Origin of the sequence: Streptomyces liliiviolaceus (assembly GCF_018070025.1) — a bacterium.
Taxonomy (GTDB): Bacteria; Actinomycetota; Actinomycetes; order Streptomycetales; family Streptomycetaceae; genus Streptomyces; species Streptomyces liliiviolaceus.
In genome coordinates this window covers 2,392,248-2,418,779 of the sequence record NZ_JAGPYQ010000001.1, presented here as the reverse complement: position 1 = coordinate 2,418,779, position 26,532 = coordinate 2,392,248, and the positions used below count along the sequence as shown (strand labels likewise).

Genomic DNA, 26,532 nt, shown 5'->3' with positions numbered 1-26,532 from the left:
GGTGTGCGCGTGAAGTTCACCGACGGCTACTGGCTGCTGCGCGAGGGCGTGACGGCCGCCCATCCGGTCGAGGTCCTCGACGTGAGCGCCGGATCCGGGGCCCTGGAGATCCACGCGCCGACCCAGCCCATCCGCCACCGCGGCGATCTGCTGAAGGGACCGGTCGTGACGATCGGCGCGCACGCCCCGATGCCCGACGTCATCGGCGTCACGTTCACCCACTTCGAGGGCGAGGAGCCCAGAGGACCGCAGTTCGAGTTGAACAGGCTCGGCAAGGAGGAGTTCCAGGCGCACGCCGAGTACGACGACGACTCCGCCACCCTCACCGCCGGCGCCCTGTCGGTGCGCGTGAGCCGCACCGGCCCCTGGCACGTGGACTTCCTCGCCGACGGCCGCACCCTCACCAGCAGCGGCCCCAAGGGCATGGGCATCATGCGCGACACCGGCAGCGGCGGCCACTACCTGCGCGAGCAGCTGAACCTTGGCGTCGGCACGCATGTCTTCGGGCTGGGCGAGCGGTTCGGGCCGCTGGTGAAGAACGGCCAGGTCGTCGACATGTGGAACGCCGACGGGGGCACGGCCACCGAACAGGCGTACAAGAACGTGCCGTTCTATCTGACGGACGCGGGGTACGGCGTCTTCGTCGACCATCCGGGGCGGGTGTCGTTCGAGGTCGGCTCGGAGGCGGTGTCGCGGGTCCAGTTCAGCGCCGAGACCCAGCAGCTGACGTACTACGTGATCTACGGGCCCACCCCGAAGGACATCATCCGCAAGTACACGGCCCTCACCGGCCGTCCCGCGCTGCCGCCCGCCTGGTCGTTCGGGCTGTGGCTGTCGACGTCCTTCACCACCTCGTACGACGAGGCGACCGTCAGCTCCTTCATCGACGGCATGAAGGAACGCGAACTGCCGCTCTCCGTCTTCCACTTCGACTGCTTCTGGATGCGCGAGTTCAACTGGTGCGACTTCGAGTGGGATCCGCGGGTCTTCCCCGACCCGGAGGGGATGCTGGCCCGCCTCAAGGAGCGCGGGCTGCACATCAGCGTGTGGATCAACCCGTACATCGCGCAGCGCTCCCCGCTCTTCGCGGAGGGCAAGGCGCTCGGGCATCTGCTGCGGCGGCCCGACGGCAGTGTCTGGCAGTGGGACCTGTGGCAACCGGGCATGGCGCTCGTCGACTTCACCAGCCCGGCCGCCCGCGAGTGGTACGCGGCGAAGCTGGAGGCGCTGCTCGCGCAGGGCGTCGACTGCTTCAAGACCGACTTCGGGGAAAGGGTCCCGCTCGACGTGGCGTACGCGGACGGCGGCGACCCCGAGCGGATGCACAACTACTACACGTACCTCTACAACCGGACCGTCTTCGACGTGCTGCGCAAGCACCGCGGGGAGGGCGAGGCGGTCGTCTTCGCCCGCTCGGCGACCGCGGGCAGCCAGAAGTTCCCGGTGCACTGGGGCGGCGACTGCGAGGCCACGTACGCGTCGATGGCCGAGTCGCTGCGCGGCGGACTCTCCCTGGGCCTCTCCGGGTTCGGCTACTGGAGCCATGACATCGGCGGCTTCGAGGGCACCCCGACCCCCGCCCTCTTCAAACGGTGGCTCGCCTTCGGACTCCTGTCCTCGCACAGCCGCCTGCACGGCAGCTCCTCGTACCGCGTGCCGTGGCTCTTCGACGAGGAGTCCGTGGACGTCCTGCGCCTGTTCACCCGCCTGAAGCTGCGCCTCATGCCGTACCTGTACGAGGCCGCCCGCACCGCGCACGCGCAAGGGGTGCCGATGATGCGCGCGATGGTCCTGGAGTTCCCGGACGATCCCGGGTGCGCGCATCTGGAACGGCAGTACATGCTCGGCTCCGACCTGCTGGTCGCGCCGGTGTTCTCCGACGACGGGGACGTGTCGTACTACGTGCCCGAGGGCACCTGGACGCACTTCCTGACCGGGCGGACGGTGACCGGACCGCGCTGGGTGCGCGAGAACCACGGCTTCGCCAGCGTGCCGCTCCTCGTCCGGCCGGGCGCGGTGATCCCGGTGGGTTCCGTCGAGGACCGCCCCGACTATCCGTACGCCGACGGGGTCACCCTCCACGCGTACGGCCTGGCGCGCGGCGCCCAGGTCACGACGGTCGTGGACGGGGTGACCTTCACCGTCGTACGGGAGGGCGACACCCTGCGGGCCTCGTCGAGCGATCCGAGGGCGCCCTGGGCGCTGGCGGCGGGCGGCCGGACCGCGCGGGCGGCGGCCGGGACCGGGTTCCTGTCCCTGGAACTGGAGCAGGAGCAGGAGCCGCGGCGAGAAAACGTCCCGGACCAGGAGCGGGGCTGAGCATGGTGAAGATCACCGATGTGGCCCGGCACGCGGGGGTCTCCCCCAGCACCGTCTCGTACGCGCTGAGCGGCAAGCGGCCGATCTCCGAGGAGACCAGGCAGCGCGTCGAGGACAGCATCCGCGAGCTGGGCTACCGGCCGCACGCGGGCGCCCGCGCCCTCGCGAGCAGCCGGTCGAACGTGCTGGCGCTCGTGGTCCCGCTGCGGGCCGGCATCCATGTGCCGGTCGTCATGCAGTTCGCGGTGTCCGTGGTGACGGCCGCCCGCCGCCACGACCACGACGTGCTGCTGCTCACCCAGGAGGAGGGCGAGGAGGGGCTGCGGCGGGTCGCGGACAGCGCCCTCGTGGACGCGCTGATCGTGATGGACGTCCAGCTCCACGACCGGCGGCTGCCGTTGCTGCGCGCCCTGGACCGGCCGTCGGTCCTCATCGGCTTCCCGGCCGAGCCCGCCGGGCTGACCTGCATCGACCTCGACTTCAAGGCGGCGGGCGAGCTGTGCGTCGAGCATCTGGCGGGGCTCGGCCACCGGGTGATCGGCCTGGTGGGCTCACCGCCGGAGGTGTACGTGCGGGAGACCGGGTTCGCCCAGCGGGTGGTCCAGGGTTTCACCGCCGCGGCCGACCGCAACGGCCTGTCCTCCTCGGTCCACCCGTGCGAGGCGGACCCCGCGGCGGCCCGGCAGGTCGCCGAGCAGCTGTTGCGGGAGCGGCCCGCGCTGACGGGTGTCGTCGTCCACAACGAGCCGGTCCTGGAACCCCTGATCGACGCGTTCGAAGCACTCGGATTACGGGTGCCGGGCGATCTGTCGGTCACCGCGATCTGCCCGGACGAGCTGGCCGGGCGCGTGCGTGTGCCCGTCACCTCCATCGCCATACCGGCCGCCGAGGTGGGCGCCGGATCGGTGGAGCTGCTGATGAAGAAGCTGGGCGGTGCGCCGGTACCGCAGGCCACGCTGCTGCCGCCCCGGCTGACGGTACGGGCGAGCACGCGGCCCCGCCCTTGACCTGTATTCGTGCAAGGCCCTAGTCGAAGGAGCCGTGACATGAAAGGCAAGAGAAGCAGGAGAAGACCGAGAACCGCGCTCGTCCTGGCGCTCACCCTGATCGGCGGCCTCGGCGCCACCGTCCCCGCGGCGGCCGATGCCCCCGCCCACCCCTTCCGCGACCCCCGCCTCCCCGTCGACCGCCGCGTCGACGACCTTCTCTCCCGGCTCACCCTCGACGAGAAGGTCTCCCTGCTCCACCAGTGGCAGCCCGCGATCCCCCGTCTGGGCATCCAGGCGTTCAAGACCGGTACCGAGGCACTGCACGGGGTCGCCTGGCTCGGCGAGGCCACCGTCTTCCCGCAGGCCGTGGGACTGGCCTCGACCTGGGACCCCGCGCTGATCCGCCGGGTCGGCTCGGCGGTCGGCGACGAGACCCGCGGCTTCCAGCAGGAACGCCCGACCGGCTGGGGCCTCAACCTGTGGGCGCCCGTGGTCAACCCGCTGCGGGACCCGCGCTGGGGCCGCAACGAGGAGGGCTACTCGGAGGACCCGTACCTCACGAGTTCGATGGCGACCGCGTACGGCACCGGGCTGACCGGCGGTGATCCCGAGCACCTGAAGACGGCTCCCACGCTCAAGCACTTCCTCGGCAACAACAACGAGGGCGACCGCACGACCACCTCCTCCGACCTGCGCCCACGGGTGCTGAAGGAGTACGAGGAGCAGGCGTTCAGGCCCGCGATCGAGGCGGACGCGGCGACGGGCGTGATGTCCTCGTACAACCTCGTCAACGGCCGCCCCGCCACGGTGAATCCGGCGCTGGACGACGACGTGCGCACCTGGACCTCGCAGGACCTGCTGAACGTGACCGACGCCTACGCGCCCAACAACCTGATCGGCACGGGCAGTCAGAAGTACTACGACACCCTGCCCGAGGGGAACGCGGCGGCGCTGAAGGCGGGCATCGACAGCTTCACCACCGACGACACGAACTCCGTACCGACGACCACGGCGGTCAAGTCGGCGCTGGCGGACGGGCTGTTGAAGGAGTCGGACGTCGACACGGCGGCCGGGTACATCCTCGACATCCGGGTGCGGCTCGGCGAGTTCGACCCGGGCGGCGGGAAGTACGGGTCCATCGACAAGTCGGTCGTGAACAGCCCGGCGCACCAGAAGCTCGCGCGGAAGGCGGCGGCCGACGCGGCGGTCCTGCTGAAGAACGCGGGCGGCGCCCTGCCGCTGAAGGCCTCCGCGAAGGACGTGGCCGTCGTCGGCCCCCTCGCCGACACGCTCTACACCGACTGGTACTCGGGCACCCTCCCGTACGCGGTCACCCCGAAGGCGGGCATCGCCGCGCGGCTCGGCGTCCCCGTGACCGGCAGCGAGGGCGTCGACCGGATCGCGCTGCGGAACACGGCGAGCGGCGCGTACGTCACGGCGGGCACGGACGCCGACGGCGAGGCGCTGAAGGAGAGCGCGGGCGGCGGGACGGCCGCGCAGTTCGACGTGTTCGACTGGGGCGCCGGGATCGTGACCCTGCGCTCGGCCGCGAACGGCAAGTACGTGGGCTACAACTGGTCGAACTTCGTCAACGACCAGGTGCAGCCGAACGGTTGGTTCGTCCAGCAGCAGTTCGCACTGGAGGAGCAGGCCGACGGTACGTGTCTGCTGCGGTACGCGGGCTACGAGACCCGCGAGCCCTGGTGGTCGAACCCGGTCTACCTCGGTCCGGCGGGCCCCGACGGCACCCTCGGCCTGGTCGCGAAGTCCGAGGCCGCGCACTACGCCAAGGACGTCGTCCGCAGCGGCACCGAGGAGGCCGTGGCGGCCGTGCGGGGCAAGGACGCGGCGGTCGTGGTGGTCGGGTCCATGCCCGCGATCAACGGGCGCGAGAACGACGACCGCGAGGACATGGGCCTGGCCCCCTCCCAGGAGGCCCTGGTCGAGGCGGTGCGCGAGGCGAACCCGCACACCGTCGTGGTCGTCGAGAACAGCTATCCGACCACCCTCGGCGCCCTCCAGGAGAAGGTCCCGGCGCTCCTGTGGACCACCCACGCGGGCCAGGAGACCGGCAACGCCCTCGCCGACGTCCTCTTCGGCGACGTCAACCCGGCCGGCCGGCTCACCCAGACCTGGTACCGCTCGGAGGCGGACCTGCCGTCCATCCTGGAGTACGACACCATCAAGTACGACCGCACCTACCAGTACTTCAAGGGCGACCCGCTCTACGCGTTCGGCCACGGACTCTCGTACTCCTCCTTCGAATACGGGCAGTTGAGGCGCGTCGACGGCGGTTACGAGGTCGCGGTGACGAACACCGGCAGCCGCGCCGGCGACGAGGTCGTGCAGCTCTACACCCACCAGCGCGCCTCCCGCGACAAACAGCCCCTCAAGCAGCTGAAGGCCTTCGAACGGGTCTCGCTGAGGCCCGGCGAGACGCGGACGGTGAGGCTGACGCTGCGCGAGAAGGACCTCGCGCACTGGGACGTCACCCGCTCGAAGTGGGTGGTGGAGAGCGGCACGTACGACGTCTTGGTGGGCGCGTCCTCCGAGGACATCCGCTCCCGTACGTCGCTGAAGGCGGCGGGCGAGACGATTCCGGCCCGGGACCTCTCGCGGACCACCCGGGCGGAGAACTTCGACGACTACGAGGGGGTGCGGCTGGTGGACGAGTCCAAGGCGCGCGGCACCGCCGTGGGGGCCTCGCGCGACGGCGCCTGGCTGAAGTTCGCCGACTCCCGGCTGGGCACCGGCGGCGCGAAGTTCGCCGCGCGGGTGGCCGGGGCGGCCGGAAAGGTGGAGGTGCGGCTCGGCTCGCCGTCCGGGACGCTCGTCGGTACGGCGACCGTGTCCGGCACGGGATCCGTGTACGCGTACGCCGAGGTGGGCGCCTCGCTGTCGGCCGCCGCGAAGGGCCGCCAGGAGGTCTATCTGGTGCTGGGGGACGGCATGCGGCTGTCGACGTTCACGATCCGCTGAACGGCGGTGATGCCATGCACGGTCCGGGACACCCGCGGGTGTCCCGGACCGTGGTTCAGCCGCTCAGCACTTCACCGGCTTGCGCCACGAGCACTCCAGGTCCGTGTTCCGCTCGGCCGACCGCGCGCTCGGGTTCGTCGGCTCCACCGTCACGGTCGCGTCCGCCGTGGACCGGGCGAGCGTCACCACGATCGCGTCCTCCAGCGGCTTCACGGACGCGGCCAGGTAGTTGTTGAGCACGATGCTGTAGACGAGTTCACGTCCGTCCGCGTCCTTCACGTACCCGGAGAGCGCGGACGCGCCGGTCAGCGAGCCCGTCTTGCCGACCGCGTTGAGGGCCGCGGGCGTCCCGCACATCCTGGTGCGCAGGGTGCCGCCCACGAAACGTTCGGGGGCGCAGGCGACCGGCAGGGACTTGTACCAGTCGGCGTACCAGGGCTCGGCCCGTACCGCGAGCAGCAGCTTCGCGAACTGCCCGGCGGTGAGGTTGTTCATCCGGGAGAGCCCGGAGCCGTCGACCTGCCGCAGTTTGCCCGTGTCGACGCCGACGCCCTTGAGATAGCCGCTCACGGCGGCGAGCCCGGCGCTCCAGCTGCCTTCGCCGGAGACCTTCAGGCCCATGGTCTTGGTGAGGATCTCGGCGTGCATGTTGTTCGACAGCTTCATGAACGGGATCAGCAGGTCCTTCAGCGGCATGGAGGCGTGCGAGGCGAGCCGCCGTGCCGTCGCGGGCGTGGCACGGCCGAGCCGGGTCGCCCCGGTCACCTTCACCCCGTGCGCGGCGAGCGCGTCCCGGAACACGGCGGCGGCGTACCCGGTGGGCTCCCACACGCTCACCCACTCCTGTGCGCCGGAGCCGCCGACCGGGGTCGTCCCGCTCACGACGATCGTGTTGGTGCCGTGCTCGCGCTCCACGGTGAGGTCGTTCGCCCCGCCCGCGGCGACGGTCGTGGCCCGGACGTCGAAGTCCACGTACTTCGTCCTCGGGGTGACGGTGACCTTGGGTTCGTCCCCGGCGGCGGCGCCCGGTGCGACCTCCACGATCACCGAGCCGGTGTCGTAGTCGGTGTCCGGGGCGACGCTCAGCGCGCTGATCTGCGCCGAGTAGTACGAGGACTCGTCGTCGGCGGCCCAGGCGCGGCCGAGGCGGTTGCCGTCGAAGCGGGTGTCGTCGGCGAGGAGCCGCCCGTCGACGCGGGTCACGCCCGACGCGGCGACCTGTGCGGCCAGGGTGTCGTAGTCGGCGGCCAGGGCGGTCGGGTCGCCGGTGCCGCGCAGATACAGGTCGCCGGTCAGGGTGGAGCCGTTCCGGCGCGCGGTCGTCAGGACGTCCGTCGTGAACGTGTGGTCGGGGCCGAGGATCTCCATCGCCGCCGCCGAGGTGGGCAGTTTGGTGTTGGAGGCGGGCATCAGGCGCGAGGTGGGCGACCGCTGGTACAGCAGGTCGCCGCTCGCGGCCTCGGCGACCACGACGCTCGCCGCCCCGCCCTCCATCCTGCTGTCCCCGAGGATGGTGTCGATGGCCTCCGGCAGCCCGCTGGTGCCCGGGTCGGCTCCGGCGGGCGCGCTCCAGCCGAGCCCGGCCACCAGTACGCCGAGCACCGCGGCCCAGGCCCACGCCCGGCCACGCGGGTGGTGAGATCTCTTGCCTGCTCCGGCTTCCGCGAGTCGTCTCATGCCACAGCAGCATCCATGACGAAGGCCCCGCTGCCTATGGCAGCGGGGCCTTCGCTTCTGGATCTGAACATGGGAAAGTGGAGATGGCGGGAATCGAACCCGCGTCCAACGGTGCAGAATCAGGGCTTCTCCGAGCGCAGTTCGCTTAGATTTTCTCAGCCCCGGAGATCACGCGAACAAGTCTCCGACGGGCTCAGTCACTGTTTGATTTCCCGTCTCACCCCGTGACCGGGCCAGACGGTTTAGTTCCCTTGATTATGCCAGGATCCGGGTCGGGAACACCCCCGGGCTGACACCCATTTAGGGTCCTTCAGTCACTGGTTATTAAGCAGCGAGGGCGAAGGACTGGGAATCGCTCTTGGAATTGGCGATTATTGGTTGCGACATATGGTTAACGAGATCATTGCCGCTTCCTCGGCTCGCTTCCCCTGCTTCGACAGCCGCTGTCGAAACCGATCATCCCCATGTTGTTTTTTCAAAACCCTCCGAAGAGGGCCCTCCGGAGAGGGAGTGTGCACCCGCTGTGAGGTGCGTTCCCATCGTACGTGACCAACGCACGTCGATGCCACTGTATTCCCGGCGGCCGGCCGCCGGCCGCCCACGGGCAGCCCGCTCGCTACTCGCCGCGCTGCTTGCGCTTGACCGCCGCGATCGCCCGGTCCGACTCGCGCCGGTCCTGCTTCTCGCGCAGCGTCTGGCGCTTGTCGTATTCCTTCTTGCCGCGGGCGAGCGCGATCTCGGCCTTCGCGCGGCCGTCCTTGAAGTACAGGACGAGGGGCACGATGGTGTGACCCGTCTCGTCGGACTTCGAGGCCAGCTTGTCGATCTCCTCGCGGTGCAGGAGCAGCTTGCGCTTGCGGCGCGCGGAGTGGTTGGTCCAGCTGCCCTGGCTGTACTCGGGGATGTGGGCGTTGTGCAGCCACGCCTCGTTCCCGTCGATCTGCACGAAGCCGTCGGCCAGCGAGGCACGCCCCTGGCGCAGCGACTTCACCTCGGTGCCGGTGAGGACGAGTCCGGCCTCGTAGACATCGATGATCGCGTAGTCGTGCCGGGCCTTCTTGTTCTGCGCGACGATCTTGCGCTTGCCGTCCTTGGCGCTGGCCTTGGCGCCACCTCCCTGCTTCGGCTGGGATTCCTTCGGTACGTACATGCCCTTGCTCATAGTGCTGGCCATTTTCGCACTAGAGGGGGGCCGGAGGGAAAGCCGATTACGCGAAGTGCGGGGCGGTGGCCGCGAGGGCCGTGCGGGGGCCGGTCACTCGGCGTCCCCGAGTCCGCTCAGGACGGTCTCGGCGCGCTCCAGCGCACCCTCGTCGGCCTCCAGGTCGGGGGTGATACCGCGGGCGTCCACCGAGCGCCCGGAGGGGGTGCGGTAGTGGCCGACCGTCAGTTCGGCGACCGAGCCGTCCGGCAGCCGGCTCGGCATCTGGACCGAGCCCTTGCCGAAGGTCCTGGAGCCCACGACGACCGCGCGACCGCGGTCCTGGAGCCCGCCGGTGAGGAGCTCGGCCGCGCTCATCGTGCCGCCGTCGACGAGCGCGACCAGCGGTCTGGTGGTGTCGCCGCCGGGATCGGCGTGCAGGGCCTTCTGGTCGCCGTTCACGTCGTACGTGGCCACCAGGCCGCCGTCGAGGAAGGCGGAGGCGGCGGTGACGGCCTCGGTGACCAGGCCGCCGGAGTTGCCCCGCAGATCGAGGACGATCCCCTCGTCCGCGGGCGCGTCGGCCACCGCGGTCCGCACGAGGTCCCCGGAGCCCTTGGTGAAGGCGGCGACCTTGATCACCGTGACGCCGCCGGGGAGTTCGCGCACGCTCACGGAGTCGGTGGACAGCCGCGCCCGGTGCAGGGTCTCGCTCCACGCGCGCGTGCCGCGCTCCAGCCCGAGGTCGACGGCGGTGCCCGCGTCGGCGTCGGTGGCATCGCCCCGCAGTAACGCGACGACCTCGGTGACGGGCCTGCCGTCGACGCGGTGGCCGTCGATGCTGCGCAGCCGGTCGCCCTTGCGGATGCCCGCGGTCGCGGCGGGCGAGCCCGACTGGACCCGGGTCACCTCGATGCGTCCGCCGCGCTCGCGCCGGGCCCAGAGACCGACGCCGGTGTACCGGCCGCCGAGGGCCTCCTCGAACTCCTCGTACTCGCCCTGGGAGTAGACGGCGCCCCAGCGGTCGCCGCTGCGGCTGACGGCCCGCTCGGCGGCCTCCACGGGCGACTTGCCGTCGGCCATCGCCTCGGCGGCGGCGTCGGCGACGTCGTCCTGGTGGCCGGCCTGCGCGGTACGGGCCGCCGGGGAGACGGATTTCCGGCCGGGGGTGTCGAACGCGCCGGTCGCGGCGCCCGCCGCGAGGACGCTCGCGAAGACCAACGTCAGGGCCGCCCCGCGGCGGATGCGGCGGGGCTGACAGAACAGGTCACGGCCTGACATGCGGGTGAGTCTAGGACAACGAGAAGGGCCGTACCGGCGGTTGCCGGTACGGCCCTCTTGGCATGTGTCACACCTTCAAGTACTTGCGCAACGCGAAGAACGCGGCCAGCGCGGGCATCAGCAGGCTCGTGGCGAGGATCAGCGGCAGCTTCGTGAGAACGGCGTCCCAGCCGATGAAGTTGATCAGATTCAGCTTCTCGGACAGGGCGAGACCGTGGTCGATGATGAAGTACCGCGCGATCACCAGGAAGGCGCAGGCGACACCACCGCCGATCAGTCCGGCGACGGCGGCCTCCATGATGAACGGCGCCTGGATGTAGAAGCCGGAGGCGCCCACCAGGCGCATGATCCCGGTCTCACGCCGACGGCTGAACGCGGAGACGCGCACGGTGTTGACGATCAGCATCAGCGCGACGACGAGCATCATCGCCATCACCGCCCGCGCCGCCCAGTTCATGCCGTTGAGCAGCCCGAAGAGGTTGTCGAGGATGCCCTTCTGATCCTGCACGGACTGCACGCCGTCACGGCCGTCGAAGGCGGTCGCGATGACCTGGTACTTCTCCGGGTCCGTCAGCTTGACGCGGAAGGACTCCTGCATCTGGTCCGGGGTCAGCGAGGCCGCCAGCGGGGAGTCGCCGAACTGCTCCTTGTAGTGCTTGTACGCCTCGTCGCTCGACTCGTGCGTGACGTTGTCGACGACGGACATCTTGCCGAGGTCGGTCTCGATCTGCTTCTTCTGCTCGCTGGTGACCGCTCCCTTGGCGCAGTTGGGGTCGGACTCCGCGTCGGACTTGTTGCAGAGGAAGATCGAGACGTTGACCTTGTCGTACCAGTACCCCTTCATCGTGCTCACCTGGTCGCTCATCAGGAGCGAGCCGCCGAACAGGGCGAGGGACAGGGCGACGGAGACGACGACCGCGAAGGTCATCGTGAGATTGCGACGGAGACCGACACCGATCTCCGACAGAACGAACTGGGCGCGCATGGCGTCTTCTCAGGCCTTTCCGTGGACGGACGCGTGGGACTCGCGGTCAGTGCTGATAGCCGTAGACGCCGCGCGCCTGGTCGCGGACGAGGCGGCCCTTCTCCAGCTCGATGACGCGCTTGCGCATCTGGTCCACGATGTTCTGGTCGTGCGTCGCCATCACGACGGTGGTCCCGGTCCGGTTGATCCGGTCCAGCAGCTTCATGATGCCGACGGAGGTCTGCGGGTCCAGGTTTCCGGTGGGCTCGTCCGCGATCAGCAGCTTGGGCCGGTTCACGAACGCTCTCGCGATGGCCACTCGTTGCTGCTCACCGCCGGACAGCTCGCCGGGCATCCGGTCCTCCTTGCCGCCGAGGCCGACGAGGTCGAGCACCTGGGGCACGGACTTGCGGATCTCGCCCTTGGACTTGCCGATCACTTCCTGCGCGAAGGCGACGTTCTCGGCGACCGTCTTGTTGGGCAGGAGGCGGAAGTCCTGGAACACGGTCCCCAGCTGGCGGCGCATCTGCGGCACCTTCCAGTTGGAGATGCGCGCGAGGTCCTTGCCCAGCACGTGCACCTGGCCGTGGCTGGCCCGCTCTTCGCGCAGGATCAGCCGCAGGAAGGTGGACTTTCCGGAGCCGGATGACCCCACCAGGAACACGAACTCACCGCGCTCCACCTCCAGGGAGACATCCCGGAGAGCGGGGTGGGTCTGCTTGGCGTAGACCTTGGAGACATTGTCGAATCGGATCACGGATGCACCACAGGCCGTCGGGGGTATGGGGGCTAGATGAGCGTGACCTTACGCGACGCGGGTGCACGCGCGCAGGCGCGGAGACGGGTTGAACAAGGGTTGTGCGCATTTGTACCGGGCACATAGAAGGAGAGGCTTCTTCGGGAAGGGCTCCGCCCCTCAGGGGCGCGGGGAACTGCGCGACGAGCCCCCACCGCCCCGCAGCCGCGATACGACCCGCAGCCCCCTCCCGAGGCGCCCACCGAGCCCCCTGCCCAGGAACCCGCGCACCTTCCGGAGGAACCTGGCACAGTGGAGTGGGAACGTATCCGTCCCCGAGAGCGTTGTGTCCGTGGAACCGGTGCAAGGAGGGCGAGCGCATGACGTACGACCGGCTGGTGTGCGCGAACTGCGCCGCGCCTGTGAACGAAGGCCGCTGCCCCGTGTGCCGGGCGAACCGCGCACGCCTTCAGAACGAGGGCCCGCTGGGCGGCGGGCTCACCCCCATGACCTTGATCGCGTTGCTCGCCGTCCTGATCGCGGCGGTGGCCCTGCTGGCGCACCAGACCGCGTAGGAGACACACGTCACAAGGAAGGGCCCGGAGCCATCGGCTCCGGGCCCTTCCCGCATCACAACTCACACGTCGTGCGTCATACGTCAGGCAGCCGCGCCGCGGCCGTTCATGACACGCGGCAGCATACGGAAGCCGATGCCGCCGGCGATCATCGTCGCGGCGCCGATCAGCAGGTACGTGATGTTCTCGGCGGCGCCGGTCTCGGCCAGCTCGCCGCCGGTGCCCTGGGCGGAGGTGTCCGAACCGGTGTCGGTCAGGCTCTCCTTGCCGGCACCCTGCTCGACGACGTTGGAGCTGCCGTCGGCGCTGTCGGCGCTGTTGTCGTTGCCACTGCCGCCGTTGCCGCCGCCGGTGCCGTTCTCGTTCCCGTTCCCGTTGCCGGGAGTGGTCGGGTCATCGGTGGGGTCCTGGGTGGGCTCCTCCGTGGGCTCGGTGGGCTCCTCGGTGGGCTCGGTGGGCTCCTCGGTGGGCTCCGTCGGCTCCTCGGTGGGCTCCGTCGGGATCTCCGTCGGCTCCTCCGTGGTGGGAGGCGGGGTGGTCGGGTCGTCGTCGTCAGCAGAAATACCGACGGCGACACCGCTCTCGTCGACGCTCGCGCCGACATTCAGCCCGGCCACGTCGACACCGACGTCGAGCGCCGAGGCGGCACCGGCGGCGGTCAGAGAGGCACCGGCGGCGATCACCGCACCGGCGGCTATCCGCGCGATCCGGATCCGCGTCTTCTTGGTCATCTGGTTGCTACCCCCAGTAGCTCATCGTCGATGGTGCAGCGCCCGGGGCCGCGACCTCGGGGATGACCCTGTGGGGCCCCCGGTTCACACGCGCCCCAGAAATACGCATGCCACGCGTCAGCTTTCCCATCTTTCAAGACATCGTCAAGGTCGTTGCGACCGCGATGTCCAGATGAAGGTCTTTTGACCGGCACAGCGTCATGTGAGTGTGATGTAAAACCCACACATCAGTCACCAGAGCGCAGCAGAAAGGGCAACTGCCGTCAGGTGGACGGCAGTTGCCCTGTCGACAAAACGACGTACGGAAAAGTCGCTTACTTCTCCTGCTGCTTGCGCCAGCGAATTCCGGCCTCAAGGAAACCGTCGATCTCGCCGTTGAAAACGGCCTCGGGGTTTCCGACTTCGCATTCCGTGCGCAGGTCCTTGACCATCTGGTACGGGTGCAGGACGTAGGAACGCATCTGGTTGCCCCAGGAGTTGCCGCCGTCGCCCTTGAGCGCGTTCATCTTGGCCTGTTCCTCCTGGCGGCGGCGCTCAAGGAGCTTGGCCTGGAGGACGTTCATCGCGGACGCCTTGTTCTGGATCTGCGAGCGCTCGTTCTGGCAGGAGACGACGATGCCGGTGGGCAGGTGGGTCAGCCGGACCGCGGAGTCGGTCGTGTTGACGCCCTGGCCGCCCGGACCGGACGACCGGTACACGTCCACGCGCAGCTCGGACTCGTCGATCTCGATGTGGTCGGTCTGCTCGACCACGGGCAGGATCTCGACACCGGCGAACGACGTCTGGCGGCGGCCCTGGTTGTCGAACGGCGAGATCCGCACCAGCCGGTGCGTGCCCTGCTCGACGGAGAGCGTGCCGTACGCGTACGGGACGTGGACGGCGAAGGTGGTCGACTTGATGCCGGCCTCTTCCGCGTACGAGGTCTCGTAGAGCTCCGTCTTGTAGCCGTGGCGCTCGGCCCAGCGCAGGTACATGCGCTGGAGCTTCTCGGCGAAGTCGGAGGCGTCGACGCCGCCGGCCTCGGCACGGATGGTGACGACGGCCTCACGGGCGTCGTACTCCCCGGACAGGAGTGTGCGGACTTCCATCTCGTCCAGCGCCTTCTTGACGGCGGTGAGCTCGGTCTCGGCCTCGGCACGGGTGTCCGGGTCGTCCTCCTCCTCGGCCATCTCGAACAGCACGCTGAGATCGTCGATGCGTCCGCGGAGGGTCTCGGCCTTGCGCACCTCCGACTGGAGGTGGCTCAGCTTGCTGGTGATCTTCTGTGCCTCATCGGGGTCGTCCCACAGGGACGGCGCCGCCGCCTGCTCCTCAAGCGCGGCGATGTCCGCCCTCAGCTTGTCGAGGTCCAGGACGGCCTCGATCGACTCCATGGTCGAGGAGAGGGACTTGAGCTCTTCGGAAACATCGACGACTGCCACGCCCCCAGCGTAACGGCTCCGCCAAGTCGGGCAGCCCTGGCTCCGGCCGGAGGACTTCGTCTGCGGGCCGGTGGGGGCTGATCGCGCAGTTCCCCGCGCCCCTGAAGGAGGGCGGGGGCTGCGCCCCGACCTCCTTCAGCCCGTCCGGCGTTTGAGGACGAGCGCGTAGCGCGATCAGGGGGGCGAGGGGGCGCAGCCCCCATGCGTGGACGGGAACGGGTAGGGGCGGCGGGGGCGAGAAAAGCCGGGTCCGGTCAGGGCGCCGCCGGGGACGACCTCTCCGTGTCGTGGGGAGGCTCCGCGTCGTCCCCCGACACGGCCAGCCACGCGCCACCCCCTATCGCCGCGACGAGCGCCACCCCCGCCACCCCCAACGTGATCCGCCGCCGCCGCGCGGAAGCGCGATGCCGCGCGGACCCCGGCCGCGGCGCCCCCGCCGCCCGAGGCGCCCGCGCGGTACCCAGCGCGCCCCCCGCCAGCTCGTCGGGCCCCGGCACCCGCATGGACGTGTGCGTGTCCCGGTTCGAGTCCGGCTTGGCGCCGGGCACCAGCGGCACGGCCCCGCGCCGCACCCGCTCCCGCGGAACCTCCGGCTCGGCGGGCGCCGCGTCCTCGTAGGGCCCCTCGGCCTCCCCGTCGGGCTCGTCGACGTCCAGCGGCGGCATCCCGGCGAGCAGGGGCAGCTGCTCGCGCAGCCGCTCCCCCAGCTCGGAGGCCCGCAGCCGCGACGCCGGCGCCTTCGCCAGGCACTGTACGAGCAGCTGCCACAGCTCCTCGGGGATGCCGGGCAGCGGGACGACGGTCTCGGTGACGTGCCGCCGCAGGACGGCTCCCGGGTGCCCGCCGCCGAAGGGGGTGAAGCCGGCGAGCAGCTCGTACAGCACGGTCGCCAGCGCGTAGATGTCGACGGCCGCCCGCGGGGGCAGCCCCTCGATGATCTCGGGCGCCAGGTAGTCCGGCGTACCGATGATCTTCGTCGCGCGGGTCCGCCGCGGTGAGTCGATGAGCTTGGCGACGCCGAAGTCCGTGAGCAGCGCGGGGTGCGAGCCGCCGGGTCCGAGCGGCCCCTGCATGTCGAGCAGCACGTTCTCGGGCTTGACGTCCCGGTGCACGACTCCCGCCGCGTGCGCGGCGGCGAGCCCGTCGGCGACGTCGGCGACGATCGCGACGGCCGCCTCGGGGGCGAGGCGGCGCTCCCGGTCGAGCCGGGTCCGCAGGTCCGTGCCGCGGACGAGGTCCATGACCAGGGCGAGGTCGGTGCCGTCGACGACCAGGTCCCGCACGGAGACGACGTGCGGATGGTCCAGGCCCAGCAGGGCCGTCCTCTCCTGCACGAACCGTCCCACCAGCTCCTGGTCGGACGCCAGGTCCTCGCGCAGCAGCTTGATGGCGACGGGCCCCTCGGGTCCCTCACCCAGCCACACCGTGCCGGCGCTGCCCCGTCCCAGGATCTGGTGCGCGGTGTACCGGCTGCCGATCTTCCGTACCAAGACTGCTCCTACGGGCGCGTGTTGGCGATAAAACTACGCGCCCGGAGCACCAACCTTCACTTCCGGGACGGAAATCACCCCCCAGGTGTCGACAAATCCCCAGAACCGCAGCGCGATTCCGGGGATTCCGAGGGAGCGACCTCGTGGAAAGCCCAGGGGCGGGCGGGGTCCTAGTTGCCGGACCCTCCGCCGATCTTCTCGACCCATCCGGAGACCGTGCTGAACCAGTCCGACAGCTGCTCCCAGTACCCCTTGGACGTGCCGATCCAGTCCTGGAGGGGGCTGAACTCCCAGATCGCCCAGCCGGCCGCGAACAGGATGACGATCGTGAACAGGCAGCCCTTGAGGCAGCCGAGTCCGGGGATCTTCATCGGGTTGGCGCTGCGCTGCCGGGGCTCGCGCTGCGGACGCGGCGCGGGCTGCTGGGGCTGCTGCGGCGGCGCGGAGTACCGCTGGGGCTGGGGGGCCTGCTGCTGCGGGGCGTAACCCTGCTGCCCGCCCTGCTGGGGGTAGCCGTACCCCTGCTGGTTCTGCGGCTGCTGGTTGCGCTGCCTGCGCTGTCCGCGCTGCTGCGGCTGCTGGGGCGGCGGCTGCTGCGGCTGCTGCTGGGGCGGCCGGGAGACCTGCCGCTGCGGGCGGCGGCGCAGCGGGTCCTCGTTCGGGTCGAGGTACGACTGCACCTGCGTCGCCTCGTTGCGGTCGCGGGCCGCGCGCAGCTGGTTCTGCCAGGGGTGCGGGTCCTCGGGGCCCGCCCCGGGCTGGTTCGGCGGCACCGGCGGCATCACGGCCGTCGGGTCGGCCGCGCCTCGGTGGGGCAGTACGGCCGTGGGGTCGGCCGCGCCCGCGCCGGCGTGCGGCAGGACGCTGGTCGCGCCGTTCGGGTCGTACGAGGCGGCGCCCTGCGGGAGCACCTGGGTGGGGTCGGCGGCGCCGAACTCGCCCGGTACGGCGGCGGGGGCGGGGTCCGGGGCGAGGAGTACGCCCACGGCCTCGGCGGCGGCGATCTGCGCGGAGTTCGCGTGCACCCCGATGCCCTCGGCGACCGTACGCAGACCGCGGGCGAGGTTCTCCGCGCTGGGCCGCTCGTCGGGGTTCTTGCGCAGGCAGCGCTCTATGACGGTCCACAGCGGGTCGGGGACCGTGGAGGGGCGGCGCGGCTCGGCGCTCAGGTGCTGGTGCAGGACTTCGAGAGCGGAGCCGCCACCGAACGGCGGACGGCCGGTGACCAGCTCGTACAGCATGATTCCGGCGCCGTAGATGTCGACGGCGGAGGTCTGCGGGCGGCCCTCGGCGGACTCGGGCGCCACGTACGCGGGCGTGCCGACGAACTCGTGGGTGCGGGTCAGGCCCGGGGAGTCGGCGAGGCGGGCGATGCCGAAGTCCGTCAGCATCGGGTGCATCTGGCCGTTGAGCTGCTGGAGCAGGACGTTCGCCGGTTTCAGGTCGCGGTGCACGACTCCGTCGGCATGGCTGGCGGCGAGCGCGTCGGCGACCTGGGCGGTGAGCAGGGCCGCGGCGACCGGCGAGAACGGGCCGTTCTCGCGCAGATAGCGGTGCAGGTCGGGACCGTCGATCAGGTCCATGACCAGCGCCAGCAGATCGCCCTCGACCACCAGGTCGCGTACGCGCACGATGTTCGGGTGGGTCAGCCGGAGCAGGACGGAGCGCTCCCGCAGGAACCGCATCACGATGTCGGGATCGCTGGCGAGCTCCTCCTTGAGGACCTTGATCGCCACGGTCTCACCGGGCTGACCTGCCACGGCCGCCTCGGCGCCCGCCGCCTCGCGCTGGCTGGCCCGCCAGACGGTGCCCGTGGCGCCGCGTCCGAGCGGCTCCTCCAGGAGGTACTTGCTGCCTACCGGCCGCACGTCATGCGCTCCCTGCTGCTTGCTTGGCTGGTCCGTCCACCGTGCTACGGGTGGTTCCGACCCACTGTAATGCCGCCGAACACGGCTCCGGGTTGTCGTCGCACTGCGGTTTTCTCAGTCCCGTCCACCCATGCATTACGTGGGGCTTTCCCGTATGTGTTCGATGAAAAGACGCTCGCTTTGGGTGTTTTGGTTGCCGGATCTTGACGTGACCGATCTCAACCGGGCATTGGTCAGGCACTTTTGCGGGCAGAGCCGACCAATCAAGATCACTTGCTTGCGGAGTGCGGGCGTGTTGTCAGTATCAGGTGCGAGGATGCTTTCCGTACTGGCCGACGTGCCCGTGCGCGGTGGGGGAATCCGCGGTGGGGACCGCGGGTGAGCCCCGTCGCGGGCGCCCGCGACAGAAGGGACCGCTGACGGCGATGCAGATCCGGCTGACCGTCGTAGACCCGCTGGGGACGCGCCCCGACGGACGCCCCGCGTCCTGCGACGTGCTGGTCACGGCACCCGCCGGGACCGCGCTCGCGGCGGTGGCCTCCGGCCTCGCCTCGGCGGTCGGGGGCGAGGGCCCCGGGGTGCTGTACGCGGAGGCGGAGCGGCTCGACGCACAGCGCTGCACGCTGGGTGAGCCTCCCCTGATGGACGGCGCCGTGCTGTCCCTGGGGTCCCCCGCGCAGCCCGGCCCCGACGTCGACCCCGCGGCGGCCCAGCTGCGCGTGGTCGCCGGGCCCGACGCCGGCGGCGTCCATCTGCTGCACGGCGGCCGGATCGACATCGGCCGCTCCGCCGACGCCGACGTACCGCTGGACGACCCGGACGTCTCCCGGCTGCACTGCGCCGTGACGGTCGCGGCGGACGGCCATGTCTCGGTGGCGGACCTGGGCTCCACGAACGGCACGGTGCTGGACGGCAGGCGCGTGGGCGAGCGCCCGGTGCGCTTCGCGCCGGGCGCGCTGCTGCGGGTGGGCGAGTCGGCCCTGCTGCTGGCCCCGGCGGGCGAACCGGCCGACATCCTGGAGACCGCACCGGACGGCGAGGGGCATGTACGGGTGGTGCCGGCGGGGGCCGCTTCAGGACGCTCCGGAGCGGGACACGGACAGCGGCAGACACAGGGGCAGGCACGGGGCGAGGGCACGGGCCCGGGCGCGGGACAGGATCAGGGGCGAGATCCGGCCGTTTCCGGTGGGGCGGCGGAGGCCGGATCCGGAGCTCCCTCCCGCTCCGGGGCCCGGTCCGGGTCCCGGTCGGACGACGCGGGCGCCGGGGGCGCGAGGGTGCCTCGTGCGCGCGGCGAGGACTCCGCGCTCGGCTCCAGGGGCGCCGCGGGCTCCGGGGATGCCCGGAGCACCGGCGGTTCCCGCTCCGGTGTCGCGCCGCCCACCTCCGAGACCCATCACGGTTACGGCACCGCCGGGTGGGGCTCCGCCGGGAGCGGGGCCCCCGGCACCCAGGAGCACCTGCCTGCGGGAGCGCACGTGGTGCCGGGCCAGGGCGGGGCGCCCCGGATCGAGCACGGGGACCACGGGGACCGGGTCGAGTACGGGGACCGCGGGGAGGCGTACGAGGAGGACCCGGGACCCGGCGTCCAGGGACCGGGCGAGGGCAAGCGGAAGGGCACTCCCCTCCGGGGGACACCCGTGCCGCGCACCGCGCGCAAGCGCGGACTCTCCGCGTGGGCCCGCCGGCTGGCGGGGTCCCGGAGCGAGGACCAGTACGGCGACGAGGCCGAGTACGACTCGTACGAGGCACCGTTCGCCGAGCCCGTCGCCCTGGGTGTGCCCGCGCCCGAGCGATGGCCCGATCCGGCCGCGCTGCTGCTGGCGGCGCTCGGCCCGGGACCGCGGCTGTGGGAGCGCGAACCGGGACACCAGGAGACCCTCACGGTCCGGCTGGGCACGGCGGACCGGAGCACACCCGACGGCTCCGGACTGCTGTCCGCGGTCCCGGTGACCGCCGGGCTGCGCGAGGTCGGGGCGCTGGGCCTGGCCGGACCGCGCGAGCGTCTGTCGGGACTCGCGCGCGCGGTGGTGGCGCAGCTCGCCGCGCTGCACTCCCCCGACTCGCTGGAGATCACCCTCCTCAGCACGGACCGCTCGCGTTCCCTGGAGGAGCGCGTCGCCGAGTGGTCGTGGCTCGGCTGGCTGCCCCACCTGCGCCCCACCCACGGCCAGGACTGCCGCCTCCTGCTGGCCTACGACCGCGAACAGGCGACAGCGCGCACGGAGGAGCTGGTCCGGCGTCTGGAGGACCACCTGACGGAGACGGGGCGGGCCGCCGAGCGGGGCCACGGGCACCGGCTCGGCACGGGCTCGCCGGACGACAGCGGGGCCTTCGCGCCGCGCCCGAGGAACCCGGCGGACGCCGGGACGGGACCCGGCCGGGACGCCTCCGGTGTGCCCGCCCCCGGGAGCCATCCGCTCGTCCGCGACCCGAACGTCACCCACCTGGGACTCCCCCGCAGCGGCAGCCAGGCCGGTGAGGCGCGGGAAAGGGCCGGACGGCCTTCCTGGGCCCGGTCCGACCATCCGGCCGAGAGCGGATGGTCCGGTCCCCGCACCGTCGTCGTGGTGGACGGGGACCCCGGGTCGGCCGGTGTGCGGGACGCCGTGTCGCGGCTCGCGGCCGAGGGTCCCCAGGTCGGCATCCATGTCATCTGTCTCGCCGAGACACCGGCCGCGTCGCCCTCCTCGCCCGTGATCGACACGTACGAGGCGGCCTGTGCGGTGGCGCCCGCGTTCCGCGCGTGCGGGGCGGTCGCGCTGCTCAGCGGGGATGTGGCGACGGCCCTGCGGCTGCTGCGCGTGGCGCCCGCGACACAGCCCCACGGCCCGTCGGGCACCTCGGCTGCTTCCGCGGGTTCTTCCGGTTCTCCGGCTTCTCCGGGTTCCTCGGGCGGGCCCGTCGGCCATGGCACGGTCGCCGCGGTGGACGCGGTCTCCATGGCGTGGGCCGAGCGCTTCGCCCGGGCCCTGGCGCCGCTGCGCGCGGAGGGCGGGGCCGGTGAGCGGCACACCCGCGTGTCCGCTCCCCTGCCGCAGACCGCGCGGCTGCTGGACGAGTTGGGCCTGGCGCGGGCGACCCCGGCGTCCCTGATGGCGCGTTGGGCGGACGCGGCCGACGACCCGGAGGCGTTCGGGGGCCGGGCCACGGCCGTGCTCGGCGCCGGGCCGCGCGGTCCCGTCGGGGTCGACCTCGTGGGCGAGGGCCCGCATCTGCTGATCGAGGGCCCGCCGGGCAGCGGGCGTACGGAGCTGTTGCGTTCCGTCGCCGCGTCGCTCGCCGCCGCGGAGCGGCCCGACCGGCTCGGGATCGTGCTGGTCGACGGGCGGGACGGCACCGGTTCCGGTGGTTCGGCGGCGCGCGGGGACGGGCTTCAGGTCTGTACGGACCTGCCGCACGTCACGACGCATCTGGGCGCCCACGACCCCGTACGCATGCGGGAGTTCGCGCAGTCCCTGTCCGCCGAGCTGAAGCGGCGGGCCGAGCTGCTCGGGCGTCTCGACTTCACCGAGTGGCACGCCGGCCGGGAGGGGCCGCGCCGGGTCGTCGCGCAGCGGTCGGGGGGTTCCACGTCCGGGGCGTCCGCTCCGGCCGGTGCCGGGGACATCGAGACGATGTCCAGTTCGACGCTGCGGCTGCGGCCCGCCGCGGCCCGGCCCCGTCCGGACGCGGGGCCGCCGCTGCCCCGGCTCGTCGTGGTCGTCGACGACCTGGACGCGCTGCTGTCCCCCGCGCTGGGGTCCCCCGGGCGCCCGGCCGCCGGGTCCGTCGTACGGGCCCTGGAGGGGGTCGCCCGGGACGGTGAGCGGCTCGGGGTGCATCTGGTGGCGGCCACCGGGGGCGGGGCCCGCACGGACGAGACGGAGCTGGCCCGGCGGGCCGGGCTGCGGGTGGTGCTCGAAGCGCCGGGGGTGGGGGCGGAGGAGCCGTCGCCCGGGCGGGGCAGGCTCGGGGCGGCTGGGCCGGGTGGGCGGTCCGTGCCGTTCCAGGGCGGGCGGGTGACGGGGCGTATTCCCCGTACGGCGACGCTGCGGCCCACGGTCGTGCCGCTTGAGTGGGCGCGGATGGGGGATCCGCCCGCGCGGCGGCCCGTGCGTGAACTGGGCAACGGTCCGACGGACTTGGCCCTGCTGGCCAGCGCCCTGGAACGAGCCTCCCGCTCGGTCTCGGCGGCAGAGGTCCCCTCCCTCCTGTAACCCCACTTGGGGGCTGCGCCCCCAAACCCCCCATCGCGCTGAACACGCTCGTCCTCAAACGCCGGACAGGCTGAAAACGGCAAGGGGCGCAGCCCCGCCCGTCAGGGGCGCGGGGAACTGCGCGACCAGCCCCCACCGGCCCGCACCCGACAACACACCCCCGGGTCCCGGGGCGCAGCCCCGTGGTGGGAGCCGCTCAGGGCTCAGCCCCGTGGTGGGTGCCGCCCAAAGCCCAACTGCCCAACTGCCCACGTCACGACGCGGTCACGATCACGGCCTTGACAGCGCAGGCGCCCTTGCCGACGCCGAGCGCACGGGCGTAGACCAAGAGCGCACGGGCAGGACCTCGGACGTTCGACGGAGAACGGGGCACACCATGCGCAGCAGCACTCTTCGTATCAGCAGGTCGCACAGGAGGAGCGGCGCCGCGAAGGCCGCGGCCGCCGTCGTCGCGGGGGCGATGGCACTCACGCTCACGGCATGCGGCGGTGACGACGACAAGAAGGACGACGGCGGCGACACCGGCACCGGCGCCGCCTCCAGCGTGCAACTCCCCAAGCTCGACGGGCAGAAGCTTGAGGTCGCGGCCGTGTGGACCGGCCCCGAGCAGGACAACTTCACCAAGGTCCTGGACGAGTTCGAGAAGCGGACGGGCGCGGAGGTCGCCTACGTACCGACCGGCAACAACACCTCCACGTTCCTCGGCACGAAGATCGAGGGCGGCAAACCGCCGAACGTGGCGTTCCTCCCGCAGGTCGGTGTGCTCCACCAGTTCGCCGAGAAGGGCTGGGTCAAGCCGATGGGCGCCGAGGCGAAGGCGCAGCTCGACAAGAACTTCTCCAAGGGCTGGCAGGACCTGGGGGCGTACGAGGGCGAGCAGTACGGCGTCTACGCGAAGGCCGCCAACAAGTCGCTGGTCTGGTACAACACGGCGGCGTTCGAGGCGGCGGGCATCACCGCGGAGCCCAAGACCTGGGACGAGTTCGTGCAGACCGCGCAGACCCTGTCGGACGCGGGTTCGCCCGCGGTGTCCATCGGCGGGCAGGACGGCTGGACGCTCACCGACTGGTTCGAGAACGTCTATCTCTCGCAGGCGGGCCCGGAGAAGTACGACCAGTTGGCCAAGCACGAGATCAAGTGGACGGATCCGTCCGTGAAGGAGGCACTGACCACGCTGGCCCAGCTGTGGGGCAAGAACGACCTGATCGCGGGCGGCAACACCGGCGCGCTGCGCACGGAGTTCCCGAAGTCGGTGACGAACACCTTCTCCGGTGACACGCCCGCGGGGATGGTCTTCGAGGGCGACTTCGTCGCGGCGAACATCAACGCCGACACGAAGGCCGAGATCGGCACGGACGCCAAGGTGTTCCCGTTCCCGGCGGTCGGCGACGCGTCGCCGGTGGTCAGCGGCGGTGACGTGGCGGTGGCGCTGAAGGACGACAAGGGCTCGCAGGCCCTGCTGACCTTCCTGGCCTCCACCGACGCGGCCGAGATCTGGGCGGCGCAGGGCGGCTTCATCTCCCCCAACAGGGAGATGAACGCGGACAAGTACAAGGACGACGTGACGCGGGACATCGGCAAGGCCCTGCTGAAGGCGGGCGACTCGTTCCGCTTCGACATGTCCGACCAGGCGCCGGCCGCCTTCGGCGGTACCGAGGGCACGGGCGAGTGGAAGGCGCTCCAGGACTTCCTGAAGACCCCCTCCGACGTCGCGGGCGCGCAGAAACAGCTGGAGACGGCCGCCGCCAAGGCGTACAAGGGCTGACGGCCGCCGATGTCGTCGCAGGTCGCGGCGGCGGGGGGCCCGGCGAACCCGGTGCCCCCCGTCGGCAAACGCAAGAGTGTGATCGGTACGCGGTGGTGGGTGGCGGGGCTGTTCCTGCTGCCGGCGATCGTGCTGCTGGGCGCGCTCGTGGTCTACCCCATCGGGTACTCGGTCTGGCGCAGTCTGTACGACGCCGACGGTTCGGGCTTCGTGGGTCTCGGGAACTACGGGGACCTGTTCAGCGACGACGCCACGTTCACCGCGGTGAAGAACACGGCGATCTGGGTCGCGGTCGCCCCGGCGCTGGTGACCGGGCTGGGTCTGATCTTCGCCGTGCTGACGGAACGGGTGCGCTGGTCGACGGCGTTCAAGCTCATCATCTTCATGCCGATGGCGATCTCCATGCTCGCCGCGGGCATCATCTTCCGGCTCGTGTACGAGGCGGACCCGGACCAGGGTGTGGCGAACGCCGTGCTGGTGGGCGTGCACGACACGTTCGCCGACTCGTCGGTGTATCCGAAGGCGCGGCCGTCCACCGAGAGCGACCTCAAGGCGTCCGGCGGGGGCGCGTTCACCTCGGCGGGCACGGTGGGCGCGGGCTCCCAGGTCCTGATCCCGCTGGTCGGGATCGCCCCGGACAAGGTGCCGGGCGACCCCGGGGAGGCCAGGGCCGCGAAGACCTCGGGCGACGGCGTCTCCGGCACGGTCTGGCTGGACTTCACGCTGGGCGGCGGCGGCACGAAGGGCGCCATCGACGCGGGCGAGAAGGCGCTGCCGGGCATGAAGGTCGAGGCGGTCAAGGACGGAAAGGTGGTGGCCTCGGCGAAGGCGGGCGACGACGGTACGTTCACGCTGCCGGCGTCCGCCGCGGGCGCGCAACTGCGGCTGCCGTCCTCGAACTTCGCCGAGCCCTACAACGGCGTCGACTGGCTGGGCCCGAGCCTGGTCACCCCGGCCATCATCGGCTCGTACGCCTGGATGTGGGCGGGTTTCGCGATGGTGCTCATCGCGGCCGGTCTCGCGGGGGTGGACCGCAATCTGCTGGAGGCGGCCCGGGTCGACGGGGCCAACGAGTGGCAGGTGTTCCGCCGGGTCACGGTCCCGCTGCTCGCACCGGTCCTCGTGGTCGTCCTGATCACCCTGATGATCAACGTGATGAAGATCTTCGACCTGGTCTTCATCATCGCCCCGCAGCCCAGCAAGGACGAGGCGAACGTACTGGCCCTGCAACTGGTCAACGCGTCCTTCGGCGGCGGCAACAACCAGGGGCTCGGCAGCGCGATCGGCATCGTGCTGCTGCTCCTGGTGATGCCGGTGATGATCGTCAACATCCGCCGACTGCGAAGGGAGCGCCGACGGTGACCGCACCCTCCGTACCTCTGAAGGGACCCGGGGACTCCGGGGGTCCCGGGGAGACGTCCGCGGCCGTGGACGCCGCCGGTCCCCCCGAGCGCTCGCTCGCCTCCCGGATCGCGAGCGCCGCGGGCGGCGGCGCGATGCGGGTCTTCCTGATCCTGGTCGCACTGCTGTGGGTGACGCCGACGGTGGGGCTGCTCGCCTCGTCGTTCCGCGACCCGACCGACATCGCCGCCTCCGGCTGGTGGGAGGTCTTCAGCAAGCCGTCGCAGCTCACCACCGAGAGCTACTCGACGCTGCTCGGCAAGGAGGAGATCACCGACTCCCTGCTGAACACGGTGTACATCACGGTGCCGGCCACCGTCCTGGTCGTCGTGATCGGCGCCATGGCCGGATACGCCTTCGCCTGGATGGACTTCAAGGGCCGCGACTGGTGGTTCGTGGCGGTGGTGGCACTGCTGGTGGTGCCCATCCAGATCGCCCTGATCCCGCTGGCCGACCTCTTCGGCGACCTGGGGATCTTCGGCAGCGTCATCGGCGTGGTCCTCTTCCACGTGGGCTTCGGCCTGCCGTTCGCGATCTTCCTGCTGCGCAACTTCTTCGCGGAGATCCCCCGGGAACTCCTGGAGGCGGCGCGGCTCGACGGGGCGGGCGAGACCCGGCTGTTCGCGACGGTGATCCTGCCGCTGGGGGCGCCCGCGATCGCCTCGCTGGGCATCTTCCAGTTCCTGTGGGTGTGGAACGACATGCTGGTGGCGCTGATCTTCTCGGACTCCGGCTCCCGGCCGCTGACGGTCGCGCTGACCGAGCAGACCCGGCAGTTCTCCGGCAACATCGAGACGCTCGCGCCCGGCGCGTTCATCTCGATGGTGATCCCGCTGGCCGTGTTCTTCGCGTTCCAGCGGCAGTTCGTGTCCGGGGTGATGGCGGGAGCGGTGAAGTAGCTTTCGCAGCAGGCGAGTTGAGGGGCGGGCCGGTGCCGGTCCGCCCCTTCGCGTCGCCCGGGGGTCCCCCACATGCCGCATTCGGCGTAACCCCGTA

At 71.4% G+C, this 26,532-nt stretch carries 17 protein-coding genes and 1 other RNA gene; 8 read left to right on the top strand and 10 right to left on the bottom strand.

The genetic code is table 11. The features are described from left to right. The first annotated feature begins 9 nt into the window (after window positions 1-9). From yicI to J8N05_RS10645, 3 genes are read left to right on the top strand one after another with little or no spacing between them, the layout of a single operon-like run. Window positions 10-2,319 (top strand): alpha-xylosidase, encoded by a 2,310-nt coding sequence (yicI, locus tag J8N05_RS10655; protein ID WP_210882183.1) that lies wholly within the window; start codon window positions 10-12, stop codon window positions 2,317-2,319. 2 nt (window positions 2,320-2,321) lie between these two features. Further along, the gene (locus J8N05_RS10650) at window positions 2,322-3,326 is read left to right on the top strand and encodes a LacI family DNA-binding transcriptional regulator (protein WP_210882182.1); all 1,005 of its coding nucleotides are present in this window, start codon (window positions 2,322-2,324) and stop codon (window positions 3,324-3,326) included. A 39-nt stretch (window positions 3,327-3,365) separates the two neighbouring features. Further along, complete coding sequence (locus tag J8N05_RS10645) at window positions 3,366-6,287, top strand: glycoside hydrolase family 3 protein (protein ID WP_210882180.1); 2,922 nt, start codon at window positions 3,366-3,368, stop codon at window positions 6,285-6,287. 63 nt (window positions 6,288-6,350) lie between these two features. Here the strand turns inward: J8N05_RS10645 and dacB are convergent, their stop codons facing one another. The 6 genes from dacB to ftsE all read right to left on the bottom strand — a co-directional run bounded on the left by dacB (window position 6,351) and on the right by ftsE (window position 12,107). Next, window positions 6,351-7,964, bottom strand: coding sequence for a D-alanyl-D-alanine carboxypeptidase/D-alanyl-D-alanine endopeptidase (gene dacB, locus J8N05_RS10640; RefSeq protein WP_210882178.1), 1,614 nt, complete (start codon window positions 7,962-7,964; stop codon window positions 6,351-6,353). A 75-nt stretch (window positions 7,965-8,039) separates the two neighbouring features. Further along, window positions 8,040-8,428: a transfer-messenger RNA gene (gene ssrA / locus J8N05_RS10635) on the bottom strand. 152 nt (window positions 8,429-8,580) lie between these two features. Next, on the bottom strand, window positions 8,581-9,114 hold the full coding sequence (smpB, locus tag J8N05_RS10630) for an SsrA-binding protein SmpB (RefSeq protein WP_210890120.1): 534 nt from the start codon (window positions 9,112-9,114) through the stop codon (window positions 8,581-8,583). 105 nt (window positions 9,115-9,219) lie between these two features. Next, the gene (locus J8N05_RS10625) at window positions 9,220-10,386 is read right to left on the bottom strand and encodes a S41 family peptidase (protein WP_210882176.1); all 1,167 of its coding nucleotides are present in this window, start codon (window positions 10,384-10,386) and stop codon (window positions 9,220-9,222) included. A 67-nt stretch (window positions 10,387-10,453) separates the two neighbouring features. Next, window positions 10,454-11,371 carry a permease-like cell division protein FtsX gene (gene ftsX, locus J8N05_RS10620; protein WP_107015901.1) on the bottom strand — a complete coding sequence of 306 codons (918 nt, stop codon included), beginning with the start codon at window positions 11,369-11,371 and terminating at the stop codon, window positions 10,454-10,456. 46 nt (window positions 11,372-11,417) lie between these two features. Continuing rightward, window positions 11,418-12,107, bottom strand: a complete 690-nt coding sequence (ftsE, locus tag J8N05_RS10615; RefSeq protein WP_107015900.1) for a cell division ATP-binding protein FtsE — start codon at window positions 12,105-12,107, stop codon at window positions 11,418-11,420. A gap of 359 nt (window positions 12,108-12,466) precedes the next feature. On the opposite strand from ftsE, the gene J8N05_RS10610 reads away from it, so the two are divergent. After that, on the top strand, window positions 12,467-12,661 hold the full coding sequence (locus J8N05_RS10610; RefSeq protein WP_210882174.1) for a hypothetical protein: 195 nt from the start codon (window positions 12,467-12,469) through the stop codon (window positions 12,659-12,661). Window positions 12,662-12,744: 83 nt separating this feature from the next. On the opposite strand, the gene J8N05_RS10605 is transcribed toward J8N05_RS10610, so the two are convergent. The 4 genes from J8N05_RS10605 to J8N05_RS10590 all read right to left on the bottom strand — a co-directional run bounded on the left by J8N05_RS10605 (window position 12,745) and on the right by J8N05_RS10590 (window position 18,171). Then, window positions 12,745-13,392 carry an LPXTG cell wall anchor domain-containing protein gene (locus J8N05_RS10605; RefSeq protein WP_210882173.1) on the bottom strand — a complete coding sequence of 216 codons (648 nt, stop codon included), beginning with the start codon at window positions 13,390-13,392 and terminating at the stop codon, window positions 12,745-12,747. Window positions 13,393-13,706: 314 nt separating this feature from the next. Then, window positions 13,707-14,813, bottom strand: coding sequence for a peptide chain release factor 2 (gene prfB / locus J8N05_RS10600; protein ID WP_210882172.1), 1,107 nt, complete (start codon window positions 14,811-14,813; stop codon window positions 13,707-13,709). A 254-nt stretch (window positions 14,814-15,067) separates the two neighbouring features. Beyond that, the gene (locus tag J8N05_RS10595; RefSeq protein ID WP_210882171.1) at window positions 15,068-16,303 is read right to left on the bottom strand and encodes a protein kinase domain-containing protein; all 1,236 of its coding nucleotides are present in this window, start codon (window positions 16,301-16,303) and stop codon (window positions 15,068-15,070) included. Between the two features lie 170 nt (window positions 16,304-16,473). Beyond that, the gene (locus tag J8N05_RS10590; RefSeq protein WP_210882170.1) at window positions 16,474-18,171 is read right to left on the bottom strand and encodes a serine/threonine-protein kinase; all 1,698 of its coding nucleotides are present in this window, start codon (window positions 18,169-18,171) and stop codon (window positions 16,474-16,476) included. Window positions 18,172-18,596: 425 nt separating this feature from the next. Between J8N05_RS10590 and J8N05_RS10585 the strand changes: the two genes are divergently transcribed. The 4 genes from J8N05_RS10585 (at window position 18,597) to J8N05_RS10570 (ending at window position 26,435) form a co-directional block, all read left to right on the top strand. Then, the gene (locus tag J8N05_RS10585; RefSeq protein WP_210882169.1) at window positions 18,597-22,370 is read left to right on the top strand and encodes an FHA domain-containing protein; all 3,774 of its coding nucleotides are present in this window, start codon (window positions 18,597-18,599) and stop codon (window positions 22,368-22,370) included. A gap of 376 nt (window positions 22,371-22,746) precedes the next feature. After that, window positions 22,747-24,135, top strand: coding sequence for an ABC transporter substrate-binding protein (locus J8N05_RS10580; RefSeq protein ID WP_210882168.1), 1,389 nt, complete (start codon window positions 22,747-22,749; stop codon window positions 24,133-24,135). 9 nt (window positions 24,136-24,144) lie between these two features. Beyond that, window positions 24,145-25,497 (top strand): carbohydrate ABC transporter permease, encoded by a 1,353-nt coding sequence (locus J8N05_RS10575; RefSeq protein WP_210882166.1) that lies wholly within the window; start codon window positions 24,145-24,147, stop codon window positions 25,495-25,497. 134 nt (window positions 25,498-25,631) lie between these two features. Then, window positions 25,632-26,435, top strand: a complete 804-nt coding sequence (locus J8N05_RS10570) for a carbohydrate ABC transporter permease (RefSeq protein ID WP_210890119.1) — start codon at window positions 25,632-25,634, stop codon at window positions 26,433-26,435. Window positions 26,436-26,532 lie beyond the last annotated feature (97 nt).

Coding starts and splice junctions, on each gene's coding strand:
- J8N05_RS10570 (WP_210890119.1), top strand. CDS start 25,632: ATGCGGGTCTTCCTGATCCTGGTCGCACTGCTGTGGGTGACGCCGACG.
- dacB (WP_210882178.1), bottom strand. CDS start 7,964: ATGAGACGACTCGCGGAAGCCGGAGCAGGCAAGAGATCTCACCACCCG.
- J8N05_RS10650 (WP_210882182.1), top strand. CDS start 2,322: ATGGTGAAGATCACCGATGTGGCCCGGCACGCGGGGGTCTCCCCCAGC.
- ftsX (WP_107015901.1), bottom strand. CDS start 11,371: ATGCGCGCCCAGTTCGTTCTGTCGGAGATCGGTGTCGGTCTCCGTCGC.
- J8N05_RS10605 (WP_210882173.1), bottom strand. CDS start 13,392: ATGACCAAGAAGACGCGGATCCGGATCGCGCGGATAGCCGCCGGTGCG.
- J8N05_RS10580 (WP_210882168.1), top strand. CDS start 22,747: ATGCGCAGCAGCACTCTTCGTATCAGCAGGTCGCACAGGAGGAGCGGC.
- J8N05_RS10610 (WP_210882174.1), top strand. CDS start 12,467: ATGACGTACGACCGGCTGGTGTGCGCGAACTGCGCCGCGCCTGTGAAC.
- J8N05_RS10625 (WP_210882176.1), bottom strand. CDS start 10,386: ATGTCAGGCCGTGACCTGTTCTGTCAGCCCCGCCGCATCCGCCGCGGG.
- smpB (WP_210890120.1), bottom strand. CDS start 9,114: ATGTACGTACCGAAGGAATCCCAGCCGAAGCAGGGAGGTGGCGCCAAG.
- J8N05_RS10585 (WP_210882169.1), top strand. CDS start 18,597: ATGCAGATCCGGCTGACCGTCGTAGACCCGCTGGGGACGCGCCCCGAC.
- J8N05_RS10645 (WP_210882180.1), top strand. CDS start 3,366: ATGAAAGGCAAGAGAAGCAGGAGAAGACCGAGAACCGCGCTCGTCCTG.
- J8N05_RS10575 (WP_210882166.1), top strand. CDS start 24,145: ATGTCGTCGCAGGTCGCGGCGGCGGGGGGCCCGGCGAACCCGGTGCCC.